The organism is Microcoleus sp. D2_18a_B4 (genome assembly GCF_036702475.1).
Taxonomy (GTDB): domain Bacteria; phylum Cyanobacteriota; class Cyanobacteriia; order Cyanobacteriales; family Microcoleaceae; genus Microcoleus.
In genome coordinates this window covers 65,670-85,401 of the sequence record NZ_JAUBTL010000014.1, presented here as the reverse complement: position 1 = coordinate 85,401, position 19,732 = coordinate 65,670, and the positions used below count along the sequence as shown (strand labels likewise).

Below are 19,732 nucleotides of genomic sequence, written 5' to 3'. Positions count from 1 at the left end.
TCGTTACCCCTCGTTACCAGGCTCTGCCTGGTAACGCATTTCCAGAGGCTCTGCCTCGCTCCTTCAAACAAATCATCCGACTCAAAAATCAATCAAATCAACTGGCAACAATCCATCCTGACCCATATAATTTCGATAACTAGAATATCTCCAACAAGCCGGATCGTCAACATAGCCGCGCCTAACAGGATTATTGTGGATATACTCCAATTTTTGCAACAGCATTGCCTCATCCAAAATAGCTTGCGGGTGGAACCCTTCTTGCCATAGCTGATATTTTTGGTCTTTTTTGTGTAGTTTTTTATAGAATGCGAGTTGATCGAGGATGTTGGTAACTTGATTTTTTTCAAGTAAGTCAATTATGGAGCGAGCAGTAAATGATTTAAAATTTCTCATTTGCGTTGACAATTCAGAAGAAGTTACGATTAAGTGCAAGTGATTTTCCATCAGCACGTAACCGTGTAAGGCTAAACGCTTCTCCCGTTGCATAAAACTTAAGGAATCTAAGACTATTTGTGCTATTTCTGCTTGACAGAAGACAGGAATCCAGTTGATAATTGTAGAGGTGACAAAGTGCGGTTGGTTGCCGGAATATATTACTTTGTATCTACTTCTTCCCATTGGGGCTATTGAGGGTTTGTTAGTGGGTTAGGGCGAGGCGGAGCCTCTGGATCTGCGTTACCAGGCAGAGCCTGGGAACGAGGGAATCGATGGTTGGTTGGTGGGTTAGGGCGAGGCGGAGCCTCTGGATCTGCGTTACCAGGCAGAGCCTGGGAACGAGGGAATCGATGGTTGGTTGGTGGGTTAGGGCGAGGCGGAGCCTCTGGATCTGCGTTACCAGGCAGAGCCTGGGAACGAGGGAATCGATGGTTTGTGGGTGGGTAGGGGCGAGGCGGAGCCTCTGGATCTGCGTTCCCAGGCAGAGCCTGGTAACGAGCTAAGAAACTCGGTTTTTGACTCCCCACGCGACCATCCTAGAAACCGGGTTTCTGCGATTATTCTGGCATCTTCACGCCCGATTTTGTTAAGCAACCGGGTTTCTGAACCCTGCGCGATCGTGAGCTTTGAGCAAACTCGCCGGATCGGGCCCAGCGGGGATAATGCAGCCGGGATTCAGCGGGAACAAATTGCCGTAATAATCGCGCTTGACAGCCTCCAAATCGCAAGTGCCCGCAACTCCCGGTAACTGGTACAAATCGCGCAGATAAGCTCCCAAATGCTCGTAATCTTGAATGCGGCGCACATTGCATTTGAACAAGCTGTAGTAAACAGCATCAAAACGGAATAGAGTAGTAAAAAGTCGCACGTCTGCTAATGTCACCCGATCGCCACAAAGATAACGACTCCTCAAGAGCGATCGATCGATCTCGTCTAAAACAGCAAACAATTCACTGCAAGCCGAGTCATAAGCAGCTTGAGATTGGGCGAAACCGCAGCGATAAACGCCGTTATTCACCGATTGGTAAATCTTCTCATTCCACTCGTCAATTTGTTCTCGCAAATCCAGAGGATAAAGATCCATTTGAGGATTGCTAGCAAACTCGTTAAACTCCGAGTTTAGCATCACAATAATTTCCGAACTCTCGTTATTGACGATCGCCCTTTTCAACTCATCCCACAGCACCGGCACCGTACACCGCCCCTGATAGCCCGGTAAAGCCAACTGGTAAAGTTCCGGCATCGTGTTGCAGCCAAAAGTCTCCGACTCCATCACCCACATTCCCCCTTCAGAGGGATAGACAATAGAAACGGATATCGCATCTTCCAGCCCTTTGAGCGCCCTCGTCACCAGAGTGCGGTGCGCCCAAGGGCATCCCGTACCCACGAAGAGGCGATACCGTCCCGCAGCGGGCCCGTGAGGGTTGTCTGGTGCAGTGCTGACAAAGTTGCGGAAACTGCTGCTGGGGCGAATGTATGCTCCCGTGCGATCGGGCGGCGCTAGTTTTGACATCATTAATTGCCACATTGATGTCCAGACAAATTTGCCTAGTTTGACTGTTACGGATGAAGGAAGCGATTTGTTTTTCACAATGCGATTAAAAGAGGTTTGCTAAACATAATCTGCTTATTTTAACTTACTTTGCGATCGAGGGTTTCTTAGTCCGCGCAGGCGGACTTGGTTTGTGTAGTAGCGATTTCAATCGCCGAATCCCTCTTCACAATTTGTTTTAAGTTATAATAATCTACTAAGTCCTTGGCGCTTAACTTAAATTTATGGATTTCACAGGCACATTAAATCAGATCGTCGCCCTCAGCGTTCAAGATCGGATTCGTCTTGTACAAGCAATCTTAGACAGTATAGCGGCAGAACAGGTTCACCCAGACCTCACAGACTTTCAAAAGCAGGAACTCGATCGCCGAATTGATGATTCTGAAGCAAATCCTGATAATGTGCTGACTTGGGAAGAAGTTAAAGCTTCAGTCAAAGCACGAAAATAAACTATGAATTATGCGTTAGTATTCCGTCCAGAAGTTCGTGAAGAAGTTGATGAAGCATACACTTGGTATGAAAGTCAATCGATTTTAGATTTTAGATTTTAGATTTTAGATTTTAGAATTGAAGCATTGACCCCACGGATAAATTCGGGGGGCAAGTTTCATCGGATACAGGTTTTTTATTTCTGGACGGATGAATCCGGGGGTTTGTATCCTGGATGCTTGATTGTCAGCAACTAGGACTTGGTGACGAGTTTTTAGACTGTATTGACGAAATGCTCGATCGAATTTGCCAGATGCCGGAGTCATATCCAGTTGTCTATCGCGATGTTCGGCGATCCGTGGTGCGTCGCTTTCCCTATGCTGTGTATTATCGCATTGTATCAAGCCGAGTGATAGTGACCGCCATTTTTCACGGCCGCAGAGACTCAACAGCATGGCAAACGCGAACCTAACAAGTTCCCTCGTTACCATGCTCTGCCTTCCTCTGTTCCCTCACCTGGGAACGACTTTTCTACTATCTATCCGAGGCTATTTCGCCATAAGCTCGATCGATCAATCGGCGAGCAACCGTCTGAATTCCCGTATGTTCGTAATAATTGGTAGTCATGTCTAAAAACGCGGCGACATAATCCAATTTGTCATCGGCAACATCAATGTATTGCTTGAGATGGCCTAAAACTATAGCGGGAGTTAAGCCGCGAGACTGTACTAAATTGTTCATCCAACCTTGGGCTGAGGCGAAAGTTGCTGTCACAAATCCGAACTTTTGTGAATTATTTGCGCCGGGAATTAGATTGCTGATATTTTGGAATGTTGAGTTTTGCTGCAAGGTTGAAGGATTCAATCCGCCTAGGGTATTTTGTGCTACTCTAATGAAGTCCGGGCCAAGGGGAATTAAACCGTCAGCACAAACTAAAGCAGCCATCCGCATCACAGATTCGCTTTTGTAATTTGATAAATAATTACCAAAGCTTCCCACATTGTCAAGGGAAATATTGTTAAGTTTGCAGAAGGCAATTAGCTCGATCGCCACTTTGACGCACAAGTCGATCGTTTGAGTGGTGTCAGCTTTGGGAGTGAGGCGGTTGAGAAAGGAAAGAAAGCCGATGTTTTCGCCGATTTTACTGGCCATAGCCGTTGCACCTAACGCACTGTCGGCGCTATCTGCTAACTGGTAAAGCCTGACTACGCCTTGATATGGCTCGTTGGGGTTAGCGTAAAGCTCGATCGCGCGATCGCGAATTTTCTCAACTAATTTGCGCTTGGTTTCCCCTGTCACCGCTTGAATAGTATTATCAAAACCCGTGAGATTATTCCACTCCCCCGGAACCACAAAATCGAGAGATTTGAGCATCATCACAGTAACGCCCCCCGACGGCAAATTGTCAACCAATTCCACAATAGATTTGCTCATCACAAACTCCTGAATAGCCCGATTTAAATTGTTCTTCCAATTACTCCAACTTCGGCAAATCCGATTCCAGATTCCAGATAAATTCCCCACAACTAAGTAGGTAAGCACAAATAAATATTACACGACGAGAGCCAGTTTTGCAATCCTCTGAGCTTTTCTCTCTTCTCGCTCCTCTGCGTTCTCTGCGCCCTCTGCGGTTCATAAAAAAAAGTCTTTACCACAAAACATTTGCATTTCACTCGCCAGCACAAAGTTAAGTTTCATTATATTGACAAACTCAAAATCCTCGCACTGTGTTAAAATAGATGGCGCCAAATACAAAAACATAAAACATGACGGTTGCAGTTAACAAAACTCCGGGATTAGCCTCGCGTTTAGTAAATGGCGTCCTTTCCATCAAGCCTTTGGCTAATCTAGCCAAGCACCAAGCGCGGGAAATGATGATAAAAAGAGGAGAAAAAATCGGAGTGCATTGGCGACAAGAATCCCAAGCACTTTTGTCCCGGAATTGGGATGCAGAATTGCTCAGCGTTCAAAATCCCGATCTTGTTTACCCGAAATATTATCTAACATCATTCCACGCTTATGAAAAAGGTAATATGAGTTGGGAAGCTGCTACAGAAGTTGAAGTTGCCGCCCGTACAGTTCACGCCACAATTTGGCCGGAAGCAGGTGCAGAAGGCGATGCTAAACTCCGCGCCAGCTATCACGAAGTCATCAAATCTCAAATTGCTTCTTCACCGCAGGATATTGTTGATTTGGGATGCAGCGTGGGCCTGAGTACCTTTGCCCTTCAGGATATTTACCCGCAAGCGCAGATGACTGGGGTAGAGTTGTCGCCTTATTTTTTAGCAGTTGCTAAATACCGTTCCCAACAGCGAGAATCTGAATTTATCAATCAAAAATCTCCGACTTGGGTGCACGCTGCTGCTGAATCTACTGGTTTACCGGCGGCTGGTTTTGATTTAGTTTCTATTTGTTTAGTTTGTCACGAATTGCCACAGAAAGCTACTAGAGAAATATTCCGGGAAGCGAGGCGTTTGCTACGTGTGGGCGGACATTTGACAATTATGGATATGAATCCTCAGTCGGAAGTTTATGCCAAAATGCCTCCTTATATTTTAACTTTGCTCAAGAGTACGGAGCCTTATTTGGATCAGTATTTTGGGTTGGATATTGAGCAAGCTTTAGTTGATTCTGGTTTTGCCCAGACCACCATCACTTGCAATACCCTCCGACACCGAACTATTGTTGCTGAGGCAATATAGCGCTTTTCAGTATAGTGAAGTACAGATATCGGGTAGGACACGGCACTGCCGTGTCTAAAGCTGTATTTATTTAATTCGATTGAAAACTGCTATAAATGGTAAAGTTGCATAGATATTATTCAGTCTTTGGGGCGTTGCGTGAGTGTAAATAGTCTAATCTGTGGATTTTAAAATTTATGCGATCGCGCCCCCTACCGATAAATAATTCCGATGCTACCGGATTTGATATTAGACAGCCGTAGAAGCTATTCACAGCGCCATTCGTTACACATTTTGATAGAACCCTAAAAGAAGGACATCTTCATGAACCCGACTGCCCCCTCTCAAAACATCATCGATTGTTTACAGGTTATCTTGGATGCCACTGCATCGAAGAATTACGAGCTTTTTACTACAGTCGGTGATGCAGGCTACAAAGCGAGCATTACACAAAAAATGTTTGACGATGTTAGCGAGCAGCTCGCTTCACGCCTGCAAAAGGGATACTCAATTAATTATTTTGGTGAGATAAAACAAGGTAATTTTCCGATTTATTTGTGGAAGCTGAGTTTTGAAGATGGTGGAGATGAATTTGTGGCACACATGACGATGAATGAAGACAAAGTTGCTGGGATTTTCATCGAATAACATATCTTTCTTGACCGAAAGCATCCAGGATACCCGCCACGTGATTCATCCGTCCAGAAATAAAAAACCTGTATCCGATGAAACTTGCCGCCCGAATTTATCCGTGGGCTCAATGCTTCAATCTAAAATCTAAAATCTAAAATCTAAAATCGATTGACACGGCGTTTCACTGAATCTAACGCCGATCGCCCACAACCGTTAATCGGAATCGATCGGGCGGCACAAAGGTGATTCCCCGGCGCGCCGGACGAATTGGCCGATCGAGATTCGATACAAACTCACGGGAAGACAGCACCGTGGCTAAAACCAGCTTCATTTCAAACATCGATAACGCCATCCCGATGCAGCTTCGACTCCCGCCTCCAAACGGTAAAAATTCAGAGGCGGAAAACTTGCGATCTAAAAAGCGATCGGGGTTGAACCGGGCGGGATTTTCGTAGGTTTCAGGGCGACGGTGGGCCAAATAGACACAGGGGATTAAAATCGTTCCCGGTTGATATGTATAGCCTTCGAGTTCGATCGTCCGTTTCACCTTGCGCGGCTGCGAAATTAAGGCAATTGGATAAACCCGCAGCGCTTCCTTGCAGACTGCTGTTAAGTAGGGCGACTGCGAAAGCGCAATCGGATCGGGATTCTCGCCTAATTCATCCAATTCCTGCCGCAACCTAGCAAGGCATTCGGGAAACTGATGCAGCCAGTAAAACGCCCAAGTCAAGGCCGATCCAGTCGTTTCATGTCCCAATAACAACAGCGTCATCAACTGATCGCGCAATTCTCGATCGCCGAGGGATTCGCCGGTGTCGTCGCGGGCCATCATCAACACCGACAGAATATCCGTGCGAGACGAATCGAGAGATTGCGATCGCCTCTCGGCAATTTCCGCATAAATCAGCGAGTCAATCTGGGCCATCTGCTGCAAAAACTGCCCCCACGGACTCCAAGGCCCCAAATTTTGCTGCAACGGTTCAAAGAAAAATTGCATCGAGTACAGTTCAGAAGTAATCGCCTCTAAAAGGTTGCTGAGCAATTGTTTCAGGCGTTCGTAGCGCTCTCCCGGCACTAATCCAAACACGACTTGCAAGATTACTTGCAGCGAAATTTCTGACATTTCTTCGCGGACTGCGATCGCATCTGGGGCTTTCCAGTCGATCGTCTGCTTTTTCGTCAAATCAACAATCAAATGCCCTTGACTGTGCAACTGTTCCCGATGCAGCGCGGGCATTAATAGCTGTCGCTGTCGCAGATGTCGCGGCCCTTCATTCATAATTACGGATTCATTTCCCACCAGGGGGCGAAATACGTTGGTCACTTTGCCAAACTCAAAGGCATCGGCTAACGTCGTAAACACCGCCTGAATCGCTTCTGGACGGCCCAGAAACACCACGGGGGGCGAAGAGGGTCCCAACACGCGGGCGGTAAATGTATCGCCGTATTTGGCAGAGTAACGATCGAAAAATGCGATCGGGTCAGCTACCAGCGAAAGCGTTTGGAACAAAGCAGGAGAACGAGATCCGGTAGGCAGCGTCATTGAAAAACTGGCGATACACAATATTTCTAGTTTATATCGATCGACCTTGCACCCTGAAATTTATCTGCGAGCGATTGCGAAGGCAAGTAGCAAAAATAGTAATGCTATCCCGATCGATAGCAGATTGTACGGCTAGCTTCCCAACCTAAACTGCTAAAAGTTGTAGTCTTAGATGAAATGGATGCTAGCGATCGTTTGGTTTGGCATTCTGCTCACGAAAATCAAATGACTTTGGGATACAATTGTTGTAAAAGCTGGTAGCCAGTTGGCTGAATTTGTTATGACATTAACATCCCGTGTTGTTCATAGCGACCCCGATATTTTGGGGGGAACCCCTGTTTTTGTTGGGACTCGTGTGCCAATGAGAACCCTACTTGATTATCTTAAGGCTGGTGATTCATTAGAGGTATTTCTAGACCATTTCCCTAGTGTCAGTCGGGAACAGACAATTGCAGCTCTTGAATTAGCAAAGGAAATGCTGACAGCCTATGCGAATCCTGCTTGATGAATGTGCCCCACGACCTTTAAAACGTGAACTTGCTGATTACGAGATACGCACAGTTGTTGAAATGGGATGGTCAGGAAAGAAGAACGGTGAATTGCTGCTGCTTATGAGTCAAGAAGGCTTCACGATTCTGCTGACCACAGATCAAAATTTGCGCTATCAGCAAAACTTGCAGCAAGCTGGAGTTGCAGTCGTTGTTCTTGTAGCATCGAGCAACAGGCTTCCTGATTTACTTCCTCTGATACCAGATGCTCGTAACGTGTTGAATACCATTACTCCGGGGGAAGTGATTGAAGTCGGAGGTTCTTAAAAGTTCTCTAGGCGACGCAGCAAAACAACGCCCATGCACCCGATCGCACAGAGGTTATGTGTTGGGATCAAAGGTAGTCTGCTGCGGGTGATTCACACCGTTAGATCGCTCTATTCCTGCGAGGGTGGTTCCGCAGATTGTACGGCTAGCTTCCCAACCTAACATGACTGTTTTACGCTCTACTCCCCAGCCATAGCCACCGAGTTCTCCAGATTCTCGAATGACTCGGTGACATGGAATTAGATAGCCGATCGGATTTTTACCGATCGCATTTCCTACAGCTCTAGCAGCAGTTGGGCGAGCTACCATTTGAGCTATAGTTTGATAAGTTGCGATCGCACCAAATGGCAATTGCAAAAGTGCTCGCCAAACTTGAATCTGAAAGTTAGTGCCTTTTACCAAGAGCGTTAGTGGTTTTTGCTCGCTGAGATTTTCTGAATTGAAAATCAGGTCGCGCAATGATTTAGTGGCTTGCTCATCACGAATGATTTCAGCGTTTTTCCAGGTCAATCGCAGTCTTTGTTCGGCGGTTTCTTCGTCTGTTGTATCCAAGAAATAAAGATTACAAATACCACGGGCAGTTGTCGCGATTAGAGATGTGCCAAACGGGGTATCATGAATACCATAGCGAATTTGTAAACCTGCTCCGCCTGTTTTGAACTCCCCTGGTGACATTGCTTCTAAGTTCACAAATAAATCGTGTAATCGTCCGGGACTCGATAGCCTCACGTCCAATGTGAGGTCTAGAAGGCTTTTAGTCTCAGTGATTTTTGACTTGGCATATTCAACTGTCAGATATTGCAAAAACCGCTTGGGGCTAATGCCGGCCCATTGAGTAAATAGCCGTTGAAAATGATATTCACTAAGTCCTATGTGTTGGGCCACAGTTGCCAGATTGGGCTGGTTTAGGTGGTGTTGTCGCATAAAGGCGATCGCCCGAGCAATCCGGTGATAATCTTCGCTAGCATAGACACTCGCATTCTGCATCGAAATCATCTAGTCTAAGTCAAGGGAATTTTGATGTTTCCTCACTTTAGCCATAGACTAGGCTCAAAGCCACCCGTTTCTTGCGGTGAATGCAATCAGTCGATTTGAGATTTGAGATTTGAGATTGGAGAATTGAAGAAAGCGACCTCACTGCTAAACCCGGGGGCTTGCGATTTTAGATTTTAGATTTTAGATTGAAGAGATTGAAGAGATTGAAGAGATTGAAGAGATTGAAGAAAGCGACCTCATATCGTTTCCGGTTGGATGGGAATGATAAAGTCACGGTCAATAATTCCCCATTCCCCCACGGACTACTCCCCACTCCCCACTCCCCATCATTCCGGTGTTACCGAAATTGATATCACCCTCCGCGCAACTGCGTCACCAAGTGAACTAATTCGGGTAAAATTAGCTTTTCCACAGCTAGTTTCACACCATTGCTAGAGCCCGGAAGAGAAAAGACTAACTTGCCTTTATACACGCCTGCAACTGCGCGAGAGGCGATCGCCCTCGAACCAATTTCTTGATAGCTCAAAAACCGAAATATCTCCCCAAATCCCGGTAAAATCCTGTCTAGCAAACTCTCCATCACATCATAGGTCGTATCTCTGGGAGCGATGCCCGTGCCGCCGTTAAAAATGATTGCATCCACATCTTCACGCTGGGAAAAAGCCTGCATTTGCAATACAATTTTTGTCGCATCATCTTTAATAACAGTGTAAGCTACCACCGAGTGACCGGCATCTTTTAGCAGCTTCTTAGTTAACAAGCCGCTATTGTCTGTTTCAGCCGATCGCGTGTCGCTAACAGTAATGATAGCGCAATTTACGGTTATTTTAGATAAGTCGGGGTGAGGAATTTGCGTCATATAACAGATGTTTAAGGAAAAAGGAAGAAGCAAGAAGTCAGAGGAAATAAGGAAAAGGGAAGAGGGAAGAAGTCATTAGTTAGTTGTGATTTGTTCGTTGTTAGTTATTCATGATCAAATAACTAATAATTAATAACCAATGCACCATATCCCATGCCCCATGCCCCATGCCCTATTCCCCATCAATTATGCCTTGCTAAATCCTAAGCCGTTTGCTTCCGAGTAGCGTTCCATGAAACGCATAAATCGATCCCATTCTGCGGAACTTTTCATTATATAAAGAGCTTCCAAACCCGCAGGCTGACCGTTGATGAACTTAGCATTAACCTCGCGAGTGAGGAGTTCGCCTTCGTCGTCGATCATGTACATTCCAGTAATGTCTTCGGTACTGGTGTTGCTGAGAGCTTTGGGATTTTCAAAGGTAAACCTGGCAGTGCCTTGCTCTCCGCTTTTAGAACGGGTTAGGCGCACTTCGGGCACAGCATCTTCGTCTATACCCCGAGAAAATTGAATTTTAGCCATAATCTGACAGTGGAACCTTAATAAGGATTGCTTAATTTCTTAATGTTTAATCATAAAACGATTCGGGTACTCGCAAATCAAGACTTGGGAGAGTGGGAGTGGGCGAGAGTTGGTGAGAGTGGGCGAGAGCGAGGGAATCGCAGACAAGGGCGAGGGGAGATGAGTTGATTTTTCTGAGATATTGCACCATTCTCAATAATCCTTTCAGGGCGGGCTCTCCTGCCCAACCCACAAGATAATCTAACCTGAGTTCGGGTTAAGCATAAGGGAGAAAAAAAGCATCGATATTGAGAGAAGGCTTCTTAGGATGAAGGCAATAAAGCGCACTTTCGCCGGGCTGGGTCGCAACCTGCCTCTGAGCAAAGATTATGAGGCGCTGCCGCCTAGCCCAGAAGCCTTCGTATATGTGTCCACGATCCGCCTCATGCTCAAGCGGCTCACCAAGCCCAAGCTGGCGAAACGCCAATTTCACGCCCTATGAAACACGCACTTATAGGGGTCGCCACAGAAAACCCAGAAAAAAAGTGAATTATAGGTATTGAACTATTATGTAGTGTGCTATATAATGGTTGTTGACTGGATTTTTAAATGGATAACAACTCGAACATCAACCAACGGCGACAGGTGGGGAGGCAGCTTTCATTTGCCCTCTATAGTGCGTCGAACCGCGTCATTCGGCTTCATCGACCCTTTCTTGAGCCTTTGGGCCTGACCTATCCTCAGTTTCTCGTCATGCTCGCTCTCTACGAGGGCACCCCGCGCACTGTTGGGGAAGTAGGGCAAGAACTCGGTATGGATAACGGAACCTTGACGCCTCTGTTAAAGCGCCTTGAGAGCGCGGGGTTGGTGACGCGCACCCGTGACCTGCTGGACGAACGCCGCGTTCTTATCGATCTGACAGAAGCGGGCGAGGCACTTCGCGAGGCAGCGTGCTCGATCCCTGAAAAGATCGAGACAGCCTGCCGTCTCTCCGATGAAGACCTTGCTGAGCTTCGCGACACGTTGAACGGGCTGGCAATACCCCGTCAAACAACTCCGTAAAAGGATTATTTATCATGGTTGACACGAAGAAATTGAACATCGGAATCTTAGGCACTGGTCATATCGGGAAGACTTTGGCACGCAAACTCAGTGCCGCCGGACATGACGTGAAGGTGGCCAACTCTCGTGGCCCAGAGACGATCGAGGCCGATGTGCTGGCGAGCGGCGCACGCGCGGTCTCGACGGCCCAAGCGCTGGAGGACGTTGACGTGGTGATCCTCTCGATCCCTCTCAACCGCATTCCCACAATCGCGCCGCTGATCGCCAACCTACCAGCCGAGACAGTCGTCATCGACACGTCCAATTACTATCCCCACCGCGACGACAAGATCGATGCTATCGAGGCCGGGCAAGTTGAGAGCCTTTGGGTGGCCCAACAGCTAGGCCGACCGATCGCCAAGGCATGGAACGCGATCGGGTCTGGCTCCTTAGCCACTAAGGGCAAGCCTGCTGGAAGTCCTGACCGTATTGCCCTCCCTGTGGCTGCTGACCGCGAGAACGATCGCTCCGTGGCGATGGCGCTCGTCGAAGACACCGGGCTTGACGCTTTCGACGCGGGCACGCTCGCAGACTCGTGGCGTCAGCAACCAGGCACGCCTTGCTATTGCACCGATCTCAAACGTGAGGAGATGGCGGCAGCGCTGGCATCTGCCGACGCATCGCGATCGCCAAAGCGCCGGGACTTGGCAGTTGCAGTGATGCAAGAGCGGCTTGGTGACGCCACGACAAATCCGGATGCCGATTTCGGGGTTCGTCTGAGCCGTGCGATTTATATGTAACGTGAGTTTGGGATAAGAAAGGGACAAGCAAGTAAGCTAAAAGTCATCACACCAAAGCTTTACAGGCTCGTCCCATGATTAGCTTAGAAGAACTATTTTGCGCTGTCGATGATTTCTGCCAAGTTTTTGAACCCAGATTGGGATTCAACTGATTACAAAGCCAAAGTGCAATATGAAAAATAAGCTGATGCCACTGATGGATAAGCTACTAACGCGCAAACGCTCCATCTTTGAGACGATTATCGACCAACTAAAAAACTTCTCTCAGATTGAGCATTCTCACCCGTCGCAGTCCGGTCAATTTCTTAGTCAACTTGGTCTGTGGATTGATTGCCTATTGCCTTCATCCTAAAAAGCCTTCTCTCAATATCGATGCCTTTTTTCTCCCTTCTGCTTAACCCGAACTCAGGTTAATCTACTCTTTGTGGAACAGGCCGGAAAGCCTGTTCAGCGAGAATGGTGCTCTGGGCGTGAGTTCTTTGTACCCCAAGTTCTCCTCTTCCTTGTCTCCCAATTCCCTTAGACGATGTAGGGAGAGTTAATTGGCTCGGCCCGCTTTGTGGCTACCAGAGTTTGGTAGATGAGGGCGGATATCTCCCCGCGGGTGATGTCGTGGGCGGGGGAAAGCTTTTCGCGCGCGGGATAGTTGACCACGATTTTGCGCTCTGTGGCGGTTGCTATCTCGTCGGTGGCAAAACTGGGAATCTGAGATCGATCGACATAAACGCTCAAAGAATTGGGGTTGCCGCCGCCCAACTGCAAGCCGTTTACCAAAGATACGATCGCCTGAGCTCTAGTCAAATTCTGCTCCGGGCGAAACGTGCTGTCGGGGTATCCTACCAAAAAGCCAGCTCGATTGGCTTGGTCGATCGCTCCCTTGGCCCAAAAATCCGCCGCCACATCCTTAAAAACCGTCGCCTCACGGCGCGGCACCAACTCAAACGCCTTCGCCAACATAGCCGCATACTGAGCTCTAGTTACACTCTCGTAAGGTTGAAAAGTGCCGTTGGGAAACCCGCTAACAATATTCATCTTTGCCAAGCGATCGATAAAATCCTTAGCCCAATGCGTGCTGATGTCGCTGAAATTTACCCCGCCAGGAGTCGGAGTTGGCGTCACATTGCCCAAATCAAATAAACCTTTCACCCGCGAAGAATTGAGCTGATTTCCCACCGCAGAAATCTTAACCCCAGTCGCATTTTGCAAGTCTAACTCACCGTTATTCTGAAAAATATTGCCGCCCAAATCTTGAGCAGTACCAATATCTGGCAGCGACTTCCCCACCGCAGTCAAACCGTCTTCCGTATTTTTTTCAATGCGATTCTTGCGTAAAATCGGCTTAGATTCCCCTGATAAAACTATACCGGAGCGATTTTCCAAAATTTGGTTATCAGCAATCAAAGGAGCCGACTGAGCTTGCAGAGAGATGCCGAAACCCGTCTTTTGAAAAATATTGCGCCGTATTTCTCCCTTAGCAGTTCCCGCCGTAATTACGCCAGCGGCTGAGTTTTCCCGAAATATGTTGTCGAGAATCGCAGGATTAGCAGTGCCCGTGGCAAAAATGCCTTCGCGCTTGCATTGAGTGAAAGTGCAGTTAGCCACAGTCGGAGAAGTTGACTCAATCCAGACTCCCGTGCCGCGACTATCAAGATTAGTGACAGTTACTCCGCGCAATTGGGAATTAGTTGCTAGCAGTATCGTGATATTTTGGCTTGCAGCGGTGGGACTGACAAATTTGCCGCTTCCTTGAATTAGAGTGCCACTACCTTTGTTAGTTTCATTGCCAATAACTTTTACTCCCGATGGAATTTCCAAGGGGAATTTTTCGCCGCTAGCAGCGCTGTAAGTTGCCGGTGATAACTGAATCGTAGTTCCCGATGCAGCGCGGGCGATCGCGCGGGCTATAGTTTTGAATGGGGCTGATTGGCTGCCGACTGCGGAATCGCTGCCTGTTTGCGGGTTGACGTAAAATGTTGTCATGTTTTTGTTAAAGAGATAATTGGCGATCGAGCTTTTGTGCAATTTTCATTGTCTGCGAACTTGACCCCGGATCTATATTCACCTTTGATTGCGGAGATTATTTAATTGCACGTTATCCGCAACATCACCCATCAGGAGTGGCAACCGCAAGGGGATTGCCCCTACAAATCACTAAACTATTAATTCTTGGGTCAGGAACCGGGTTTTTTGCCTCCGGTTCAACCTAAAAATCAAGAGTTTAAGTCAAGAAATGCGATTTTTTTCTCGTTCTCAGTCAGGGGATGGTAAGGCATTTATTTCTGGGTGTGAGCCGCCTTAATTCCCAGCCTATTTCACAATACAAGGCGCATCCAAAACCACTACAATTTCATTCTGAAAAACAGCACAACTTGTCATTGCTGAAGCTAATGCGGGAATTTTCCCTTGTTCTAGAGAAATGCTCGCCTCCGGTGTAGAATCAAATTGATTTAGCCAGCCATCATCCTTTATATACTGAAGAGTCAAAGCATGGCGATCGAGCATCCAAAAATCCACTCCATATTGATTAATAAAATTTTGCACTACAGCTCGATCGGGAGTGTATTGAGCGCGAATTAAATCGTTAAGTCGCTGCTGATATTTGCTGTAGTAGCCTTTCTGATACGGCACTGCATATTCCTTTGCCACCAGAACGGAACGCTGACTAAATGTTGGCAAATGGTCAGTCTCTGCCGCGATTGAAGCAATCAGGATATCTTTAGGTTGTTGCTCAAAAAATTTGTACAAAGCCGGCATTTTACCTTCTACATACCCGACTGTGGGAAATTTTTTGACTAAGCAGGGATAAAGAACTACGGCGATAGCGATGGTCGCTGTCGTAATTAGTGCAAGTAGATTTTTTACATCAAATGTTGTTGCGTTTTTTGAGGCCCAATGACCGACTCCATCGATAATTAAAGTGAGGGCGATCGCAGTTATTAAAACAACAATGAATCGCAAGCTGTAGGCTGTATAACGACCCGGTTGATACAGTTTAAAAAGGGTAGCGTGAGCCGCCAAAAACATCGCCGAGGATGCTAAAAATAGCTGAAGCAAAAGCCAGATTTGGCGTTGAATCTGATTTGCTAAGGGAAAAGCCGATCGCAAAAACAGCAGTAGCGGAAATAACAATCCGACACAGTGAGTTACAGGTGTAAACAGCGACTTGGGAAACATCCCGCTGCCCCGCCCTGTCAACCAATAATCTTTGGGATTTGGACGAAAAAAAGCATTTCTGCCGTCTGGTGCAAATTCGCCCATTTGCTTCGCTTCTGCTGCGGTATAAGTTGGGCCAAATTCAGAGTTATCTAAGGCATAGGGCAGCATTACTAAAAAGATTACTCCCAAACCTGTAGTGCAAAATAGGTAATTAGTTCGATCGCCCGACAAGCGCAAACCCCCGTTTTCCCAGCATAGCAGCCGCAGAACTAAAATTCCAGCAGCAACCAAGGCGTAAGGAGGATAGAATAGTCCGATAAGCGCGATCGCCCCTAAACAAGGCAGCAAGGAACTGCGCGACAAATAATATAAAAAAGCCAGAAATATCGGATATATAAAAGCTCTTGCCGTTGTGGAAGCCAAATCGTCGGTCATCCACATATGCTGATTTAACAGCAAAGATGCAATAAATCCAGTCATCGGCACTGGCAGCATTTCTAGGCAAAGGCCAAAACAGTAATAAGTGGAGATTAAGCCGAGAAATAACGGCAATATTTTGTGAAAAAATAGCGGGTGAATGCCAATTGTTGCGGCTAATTTGTAGAGCGTGCTGTATCCTGCGGGGGCGACTGATTGAAAATAATTAGCAATGAAATCGTTGGGGAATAATTCAGGATCGACAAACCGCATCATCCAGAAAACGTGCTGCCTCGCATCGTCTTGCACCATATACTCGGCGCTAAAGACTTGCTTGAGTCCTAAAATAGCATAAACTGTGGCAAATGTCAAGCTTAGAGTCAACCAAAATATTGTGTGCGATCGCGATGTGCGATCGACTGTAGCAGTTAGAAATTTGTGCAACCGAGCTATTAATACCATTTGAGATTTTAGATTTGAGATTTTAGAATTGGGAATGACTGATTTTGACAAGTAGGATTATATTATGCCAGGTCAATTACCCCTAATAAAAAGTGTTTGCCGTAAGGAATAAAGTCCTCACGACAAACCGCTTTATTTTCAACTTCGCCCTATTTTAGATTATTTTCCAGCCCGCACACCGGCCATTTTAAGGCGAATCCGATACAGACTTGTACTTCCCGTAATATAAAGCGTTTTGCGATCGCTTTCTCCCCAAGCCAAATTAGTCGCCGTCTCAGGTACAGAAATCTTGCCCAAAAGCTTGCCCTCCGGCGAAAAAATCCACACTCCCCCCGGCCCGGTGCTGTAAACATTCCCCTCTACATCAACTTTTAAACCGTCGGGAACTCCGCCTTGACTGGTATCTTTTAACTCCGCAAAAAGCTGCTCATTTGTAACAGTTCCGTCCGGTTTTACATCGAAAACGGCAATGTATCCCGCTTCCGAATTGTTGACATAAAGTTTTTGCTCGTCTGGTGAAAAAGCGATGCCGTTCGGCAGCACCAAATCCTTAACCAGCAGAGTTAATTTTCCGTCTGGTGCCAGTCGGTAAACACCGTAAAAGCCCAATTCTTCCTGCTCTTTACTAACACCGTAGGACGGATCTGTAAAATAAATGCTGCCGTCGGATTTAACAACCAAATCGTTCGGACTGTTGAGCCGCTTGCCCTCGTATCTATCCGCCAATGTGATAAGTTGGCCGTCCTTTTCTGTGCGGGATACGCGGCGATTTTCGTGTTCGGCAGTAAGTAAGCGGTTTTCTTTGTCTAAAGTATTCCCGTTGGCTTTTCCCGAAGGGCGGCGAAATACCTCAACTTGCTGATTTGAGGCGAATTTATAGATAATATTGGCGGGAATATCGCTGAATAGCAAAAATCCGTCTGGATGCCAAATCGGGCCTTCTATAAATTGGAAGTCGCCAGCTAGTTTTTCTACTTTTGCACTGTCATCGAGAATACTTTGCATGGTGTTTTTTTTCTCCCTGTTTTCGGTTTGGGCGGTCAACTTTGTTAAGTTACCCCTGAGTTTTTGGCTGGGGTTGCTGACTGCTAAACTTAATACTATCAACAAGAAACTGATTGTAGCAATTTTGACTGTCATATTTGCTCATCAATGAATTACTTCCTTCTCACCATAAGATTACCTATCTCCTTCTTTACTTCTTCCTTTTTTCTTTATGTGCGACAAGAGCGCTATCGCGCCGCTTCACTAACACGTCGAAAGCGGTTCGTCAACTCACGATTTTGATAAAAAAAAGATAATTCAGAGCGGTATTAAATTCGAGAGTACCGTATATAACAAAAAAAAGAAGCTCGAATAATCGAGCTTAATTATATTTAACTTAAAAGGTTTCACCTGTCAACTGTTAAGCAGGAAATGACACGAATAGAAATGCAATACCGATCGCGATCGCCCCTATACCCATCACAACAGACCAGAAGCGGTGATAACTGTTAACCACCGTACCGCTATCGCTTTCTTGCTGAATCAAATCCATCCAAGGTGCAACACCCCGGCGGAACCAACCCAAAGCGCTAACATCCATTCCAATCAAACTTTTAACCCGTTTCATGCCAAACAGAAAATTAGCAAGTGGCCCAAAACCAGAAGCATAGCGCAGATAAATCATTCCCGTTGTGTCTTGCAATTTCAAATCAGAACCGAAGGTATAACCCGCATCGCTGTATCAGTTTAACGCCGGCTTTGGGCGATCGCCCTGCCTTGCGTAAAGGGGCAGGAGATGACATAATAATCTCCAAAGGTTATTGACAAATGGCAATGATCGTGGGATTTTGTCTATACTTCCCTGTTTTAACCTCTAAATGCGGATTGCTATAAGGGGTCTCAACAAAAATATAGAATTTCCTCTAGAATTGTTAAGACTGAAAACCGCCCCTAAATTTATTTCTGGGGATTCAATTCACAACTCAAAACCAAAAACCAAAAACTCAAAACTATTTAAAATTTACTGCCATGTCTATTATTGAAATTGCCCAAAAAACGCGCGTATCTGCTAGAAAGTTGGCAGTTTTGTCCGCTGAGGCCAAAAATCAAGCTATTGAGGCGATTGCGAAAGCTTTAGAAGCTGCAGCGCCGGATATTGTGGCGGCGAATGCGGCTGACTGCATGGCGGCAAGCGCGGATGGAATTGCGAAACCGCTGTACGATCGCCTCAAGTTGGATGAGAGCAAGTTGAAAAGTGCGATCGCGGGCGTCCGCGACGTTGCGAAACTCCCAGATCCCGTAGGTGTCGTGCAAATTCACCGTGAATTGGATACAGGATTAATTCTGAAGCGCATCACCTGTCCTTTGGGCGTTTTAGGCATTATTTTTGAAGCGCGCCCAGAAGCTTTAATTCAGATAGTATCCTTGGCAATCAAATCAGGAAATGGCGTCATTCTCAAAGGCGGCAAAGAGGCTGTTCGTTCGTGCGAAATCTTGACAAAAGTGATACATCAAGCATTAGCAGAAACAGCAGTGAATCCAGAAGTCGTGCAGTTGCTCACCACGCGGGAAGAAACAATCGAACTGCTGAAAATGGATGAATATGTAGATTTGATTATTCCCAGAGGTTCTAATTCCTTCGTGCGCTTCGTGCAGGAAAATACGCGAATTCCCGTGTTGGGACACGCCGACGGAATTTGTCATTTGTACGCAGACAAAGCAGCGGATATTCAGAAAGCAGTAGAGATTTCTGTCGATGCAAAAACTCAGTATCCAGCCGCATGCAATGCCATTGAAACTTTGTTAGTCCACAGTGCGATCGCCCCCAAATTCCTGCCCGCAGTTGCCGAAGCTTTGCAGCAGAAAAAAGTCGAATTGCGGGGAGACGAAAAAACTCGCGCCATCCTCGAAAATATTGCCGAAGCGACAGAAACCGATTGGTCTACCGAATACAGCGATTTAATTTTATCAATCAAAACAGTAGATTCTGTGGAAGAGGCAATTAACCATATCAATACATACGGTTCTAGACACACAGATGTCATTGTTACCGAAGATAGCGAAGCCGCCGAAACATTTTTAAATGGAGTCGATGCGGCCGGAGTTTATCACAATTGTTCGACTAGATTTGCCGACGGTTTCCGCTACGGTTTCGGTGCAGAAGTGGGGATTAGCACGCAGCAAATGCCACCTCGCGGGCCTGTTGGTTTAGAGGGGTTGATTACCTATAAGTATCGAGTTGTTGGAGATGGCCATGTTGCCGCGAGTTATGTAGGGAAGGATGCTAAGGAGTTTACTCATCGGGATTTGTAAATACTCAATAATAGTGCCGAGTTATTATTAAGAACAGCAAAGGATGTGAGATCAAATTTAGACTTGGAAATCGTGGCTATATGGTAAAATCACCTGTGCTGTGCTAGAAGTG

At 46.5% G+C, this 19,732-nt stretch carries 20 protein-coding genes and 1 pseudogene; 10 read left to right on the top strand and 11 right to left on the bottom strand.

Annotated elements, in window-relative coordinates; genetic code table 11:
- Positions 1-81: 81 nt before the first annotated feature.
- Together QUB04_RS11125 and QUB04_RS11120 are read right to left on the bottom strand one after the other, a co-directional pair.
- Positions 82-621, bottom strand: coding sequence for an REP-associated tyrosine transposase (locus QUB04_RS11125; RefSeq protein WP_333284128.1), 540 nt, complete (start codon positions 619-621; stop codon positions 82-84).
- Between the two features lie 403 nt (positions 622-1,024).
- Positions 1,025-1,966 carry a glutathione S-transferase C-terminal domain-containing protein gene (locus tag QUB04_RS11120; RefSeq protein WP_333284203.1) on the bottom strand — a complete coding sequence of 314 codons (942 nt, stop codon included), beginning with the start codon at positions 1,964-1,966 and terminating at the stop codon, positions 1,025-1,027.
- A gap of 248 nt (positions 1,967-2,214) precedes the next feature.
- Here QUB04_RS11120 and QUB04_RS11115 point away from each other — a divergent pair, with 248 nt between their 5' ends.
- Entirely contained in the window at positions 2,215-2,439 is a 225-nt protein-coding gene (locus tag QUB04_RS11115) for an addiction module protein (RefSeq protein WP_333143700.1), read from the top strand.
- Between the two features lie 215 nt (positions 2,440-2,654).
- A complete protein-coding gene (locus QUB04_RS11110; RefSeq protein ID WP_333284126.1) occupies positions 2,655-2,891 on the top strand; it encodes a type II toxin-antitoxin system RelE/ParE family toxin in 237 nt (78 codons plus the stop codon).
- Positions 2,892-2,953: 62 nt separating this feature from the next.
- Here QUB04_RS11110 and QUB04_RS11105 read toward each other — a convergent pair whose 3' ends face one another.
- On the bottom strand, positions 2,954-3,853 hold the full coding sequence (locus QUB04_RS11105; protein ID WP_333284124.1) for a hypothetical protein: 900 nt from the start codon (positions 3,851-3,853) through the stop codon (positions 2,954-2,956).
- 332 nt (positions 3,854-4,185) lie between these two features.
- Here QUB04_RS11105 and QUB04_RS11100 point away from each other — a divergent pair, with 332 nt between their 5' ends.
- Both QUB04_RS11100 and QUB04_RS11095 read left to right on the top strand, forming a co-directional pair.
- Positions 4,186-5,121, top strand: coding sequence for a class I SAM-dependent methyltransferase (locus QUB04_RS11100; protein WP_333201474.1), 936 nt, complete (start codon positions 4,186-4,188; stop codon positions 5,119-5,121).
- A 303-nt stretch (positions 5,122-5,424) separates the two neighbouring features.
- Positions 5,425-5,748 (top strand): hypothetical protein, encoded by a 324-nt coding sequence (locus QUB04_RS11095; RefSeq protein WP_333201476.1) that lies wholly within the window; start codon positions 5,425-5,427, stop codon positions 5,746-5,748.
- Between the two features lie 175 nt (positions 5,749-5,923).
- Here the strand turns inward: QUB04_RS11095 and QUB04_RS11090 are convergent, their stop codons facing one another.
- Positions 5,924-7,276, bottom strand: coding sequence for a cytochrome P450 (locus QUB04_RS11090; protein WP_333284122.1), 1,353 nt, complete (start codon positions 7,274-7,276; stop codon positions 5,924-5,926).
- A gap of 280 nt (positions 7,277-7,556) precedes the next feature.
- Here QUB04_RS11090 and QUB04_RS11085 point away from each other — a divergent pair, with 280 nt between their 5' ends.
- Positions 7,557-7,781 (top strand): DUF433 domain-containing protein, encoded by a 225-nt coding sequence (locus QUB04_RS11085; protein WP_333041786.1) that lies wholly within the window; start codon positions 7,557-7,559, stop codon positions 7,779-7,781.
- Positions 7,765-8,091 (top strand): hypothetical protein, encoded by a 327-nt coding sequence (locus QUB04_RS11080; protein WP_333284120.1) that lies wholly within the window; start codon positions 7,765-7,767, stop codon positions 8,089-8,091. The genes QUB04_RS11085 and QUB04_RS11080 overlap by 17 nt, the downstream gene beginning before the upstream one ends.
- A gap of 54 nt (positions 8,092-8,145) precedes the next feature.
- On the opposite strand, the gene QUB04_RS11075 is transcribed toward QUB04_RS11080, so the two are convergent.
- The 3 genes from QUB04_RS11075 to psb28 all read right to left on the bottom strand — a co-directional run bounded on the left by QUB04_RS11075 (position 8,146) and on the right by psb28 (position 10,468).
- Positions 8,146-9,078 carry a methylated-DNA--[protein]-cysteine S-methyltransferase gene (locus QUB04_RS11075; RefSeq protein WP_333284118.1) on the bottom strand — a complete coding sequence of 311 codons (933 nt, stop codon included), beginning with the start codon at positions 9,076-9,078 and terminating at the stop codon, positions 8,146-8,148.
- A gap of 361 nt (positions 9,079-9,439) precedes the next feature.
- A complete protein-coding gene (locus tag QUB04_RS11070) occupies positions 9,440-9,946 on the bottom strand; it encodes a MogA/MoaB family molybdenum cofactor biosynthesis protein (protein ID WP_333284116.1) in 507 nt (168 codons plus the stop codon).
- A gap of 186 nt (positions 9,947-10,132) precedes the next feature.
- Positions 10,133-10,468: a photosystem II reaction center protein Psb28 gene (gene psb28, locus QUB04_RS11065; RefSeq protein ID WP_333161558.1), complete on the bottom strand. Its 336-nt coding sequence runs from the start codon at positions 10,466-10,468 to the stop codon at positions 10,133-10,135.
- 588 nt (positions 10,469-11,056) lie between these two features.
- Here psb28 and QUB04_RS11060 point away from each other — a divergent pair.
- The 3 genes and pseudogenes from QUB04_RS11060 to QUB04_RS11050 form a co-directional block, all read left to right on the top strand.
- A complete protein-coding gene (locus tag QUB04_RS11060) occupies positions 11,057-11,509 on the top strand; it encodes a MarR family transcriptional regulator (RefSeq protein ID WP_333284114.1) in 453 nt (150 codons plus the stop codon).
- 14 nt (positions 11,510-11,523) lie between these two features.
- Entirely contained in the window at positions 11,524-12,288 is a 765-nt protein-coding gene (locus QUB04_RS11055) for an NAD(P)-binding domain-containing protein (RefSeq protein WP_333284113.1), read from the top strand.
- A gap of 139 nt (positions 12,289-12,427) precedes the next feature.
- A pseudogene (locus QUB04_RS11050) lies at positions 12,428-12,686 on the top strand (transposase); the annotation flags it as partial.
- Between the two features lie 121 nt (positions 12,687-12,807).
- Here the strand turns inward: QUB04_RS11050 and QUB04_RS11045 are convergent.
- From QUB04_RS11045 to QUB04_RS11030, 4 genes are all read right to left on the bottom strand, one after another.
- A complete protein-coding gene (locus QUB04_RS11045) occupies positions 12,808-14,268 on the bottom strand; it encodes a DUF1565 domain-containing protein (RefSeq protein ID WP_333284112.1) in 1,461 nt (486 codons plus the stop codon).
- Positions 14,269-14,595: 327 nt separating this feature from the next.
- Positions 14,596-16,323 (bottom strand): hypothetical protein, encoded by a 1,728-nt coding sequence (locus QUB04_RS11040; RefSeq protein WP_333284110.1) that lies wholly within the window; start codon positions 16,321-16,323, stop codon positions 14,596-14,598.
- A 159-nt stretch (positions 16,324-16,482) separates the two neighbouring features.
- The gene (locus QUB04_RS11035; RefSeq protein WP_333284108.1) at positions 16,483-17,463 is read right to left on the bottom strand and encodes an SMP-30/gluconolactonase/LRE family protein; all 981 of its coding nucleotides are present in this window, start codon (positions 17,461-17,463) and stop codon (positions 16,483-16,485) included.
- A gap of 265 nt (positions 17,464-17,728) precedes the next feature.
- Positions 17,729-17,992, bottom strand: coding sequence for a hypothetical protein (locus tag QUB04_RS11030; RefSeq protein WP_333284106.1), 264 nt, complete (start codon positions 17,990-17,992; stop codon positions 17,729-17,731).
- Between the two features lie 344 nt (positions 17,993-18,336).
- Between QUB04_RS11030 and QUB04_RS11025 the strand changes: the two genes are divergently transcribed.
- Entirely contained in the window at positions 18,337-19,620 is a 1,284-nt protein-coding gene (locus QUB04_RS11025; protein ID WP_333284104.1) for a glutamate-5-semialdehyde dehydrogenase, read from the top strand.
- The last annotated feature ends 112 nt before the right edge of the window (positions 19,621-19,732 follow it).

What these genes read in the sequence shown, in the direction of transcription:
- QUB04_RS11125 (WP_333284128.1), bottom strand. Translation starts at nt 621, where the DNA reads ATGGGAAGAAGTAGATACAAAGTAATATATTCCGGCAACCAACCGCAC.
- QUB04_RS11055 (WP_333284113.1), top strand. Translation starts at nt 11,524, where the DNA reads ATGGTTGACACGAAGAAATTGAACATCGGAATCTTAGGCACTGGTCAT.
- QUB04_RS11115 (WP_333143700.1), top strand. Translation starts at nt 2,215, where the DNA reads ATGGATTTCACAGGCACATTAAATCAGATCGTCGCCCTCAGCGTTCAA.
- QUB04_RS11085 (WP_333041786.1), top strand. Translation starts at nt 7,557, where the DNA reads ATGACATTAACATCCCGTGTTGTTCATAGCGACCCCGATATTTTGGGG.
- QUB04_RS11075 (WP_333284118.1), bottom strand. Translation starts at nt 9,078, where the DNA reads ATGCAGAATGCGAGTGTCTATGCTAGCGAAGATTATCACCGGATTGCT.
- QUB04_RS11100 (WP_333201474.1), top strand. Translation starts at nt 4,186, where the DNA reads ATGACGGTTGCAGTTAACAAAACTCCGGGATTAGCCTCGCGTTTAGTA.
- QUB04_RS11060 (WP_333284114.1), top strand. Translation starts at nt 11,057, where the DNA reads ATGGATAACAACTCGAACATCAACCAACGGCGACAGGTGGGGAGGCAG.
- QUB04_RS11080 (WP_333284120.1), top strand. Translation starts at nt 7,765, where the DNA reads ATGCGAATCCTGCTTGATGAATGTGCCCCACGACCTTTAAAACGTGAA.
- QUB04_RS11090 (WP_333284122.1), bottom strand. Translation starts at nt 7,276, where the DNA reads ATGACGCTGCCTACCGGATCTCGTTCTCCTGCTTTGTTCCAAACGCTT.
- QUB04_RS11070 (WP_333284116.1), bottom strand. Translation starts at nt 9,946, where the DNA reads ATGACGCAAATTCCTCACCCCGACTTATCTAAAATAACCGTAAATTGC.
- QUB04_RS11030 (WP_333284106.1), bottom strand. Translation starts at nt 17,992, where the DNA reads ATGATTTATCTGCGCTATGCTTCTGGTTTTGGGCCACTTGCTAATTTT.
- QUB04_RS11095 (WP_333201476.1), top strand. Translation starts at nt 5,425, where the DNA reads ATGAACCCGACTGCCCCCTCTCAAAACATCATCGATTGTTTACAGGTT.
- QUB04_RS11105 (WP_333284124.1), bottom strand. Translation starts at nt 3,853, where the DNA reads ATGAGCAAATCTATTGTGGAATTGGTTGACAATTTGCCGTCGGGGGGC.
- QUB04_RS11045 (WP_333284112.1), bottom strand. Translation starts at nt 14,268, where the DNA reads ATGACAACATTTTACGTCAACCCGCAAACAGGCAGCGATTCCGCAGTC.
- psb28 (WP_333161558.1), bottom strand. Translation starts at nt 10,468, where the DNA reads ATGGCTAAAATTCAATTTTCTCGGGGTATAGACGAAGATGCTGTGCCC.
- QUB04_RS11120 (WP_333284203.1), bottom strand. Translation starts at nt 1,966, where the DNA reads ATGTGGCAATTAATGATGTCAAAACTAGCGCCGCCCGATCGCACGGGA.
- QUB04_RS11110 (WP_333284126.1), top strand. Translation starts at nt 2,655, where the DNA reads ATGCTTGATTGTCAGCAACTAGGACTTGGTGACGAGTTTTTAGACTGT.
- QUB04_RS11025 (WP_333284104.1), top strand. Translation starts at nt 18,337, where the DNA reads ATGTCTATTATTGAAATTGCCCAAAAAACGCGCGTATCTGCTAGAAAG.
- QUB04_RS11035 (WP_333284108.1), bottom strand. Translation starts at nt 17,463, where the DNA reads ATGACAGTCAAAATTGCTACAATCAGTTTCTTGTTGATAGTATTAAGT.
- QUB04_RS11040 (WP_333284110.1), bottom strand. Translation starts at nt 16,323, where the DNA reads ATGGTATTAATAGCTCGGTTGCACAAATTTCTAACTGCTACAGTCGAT.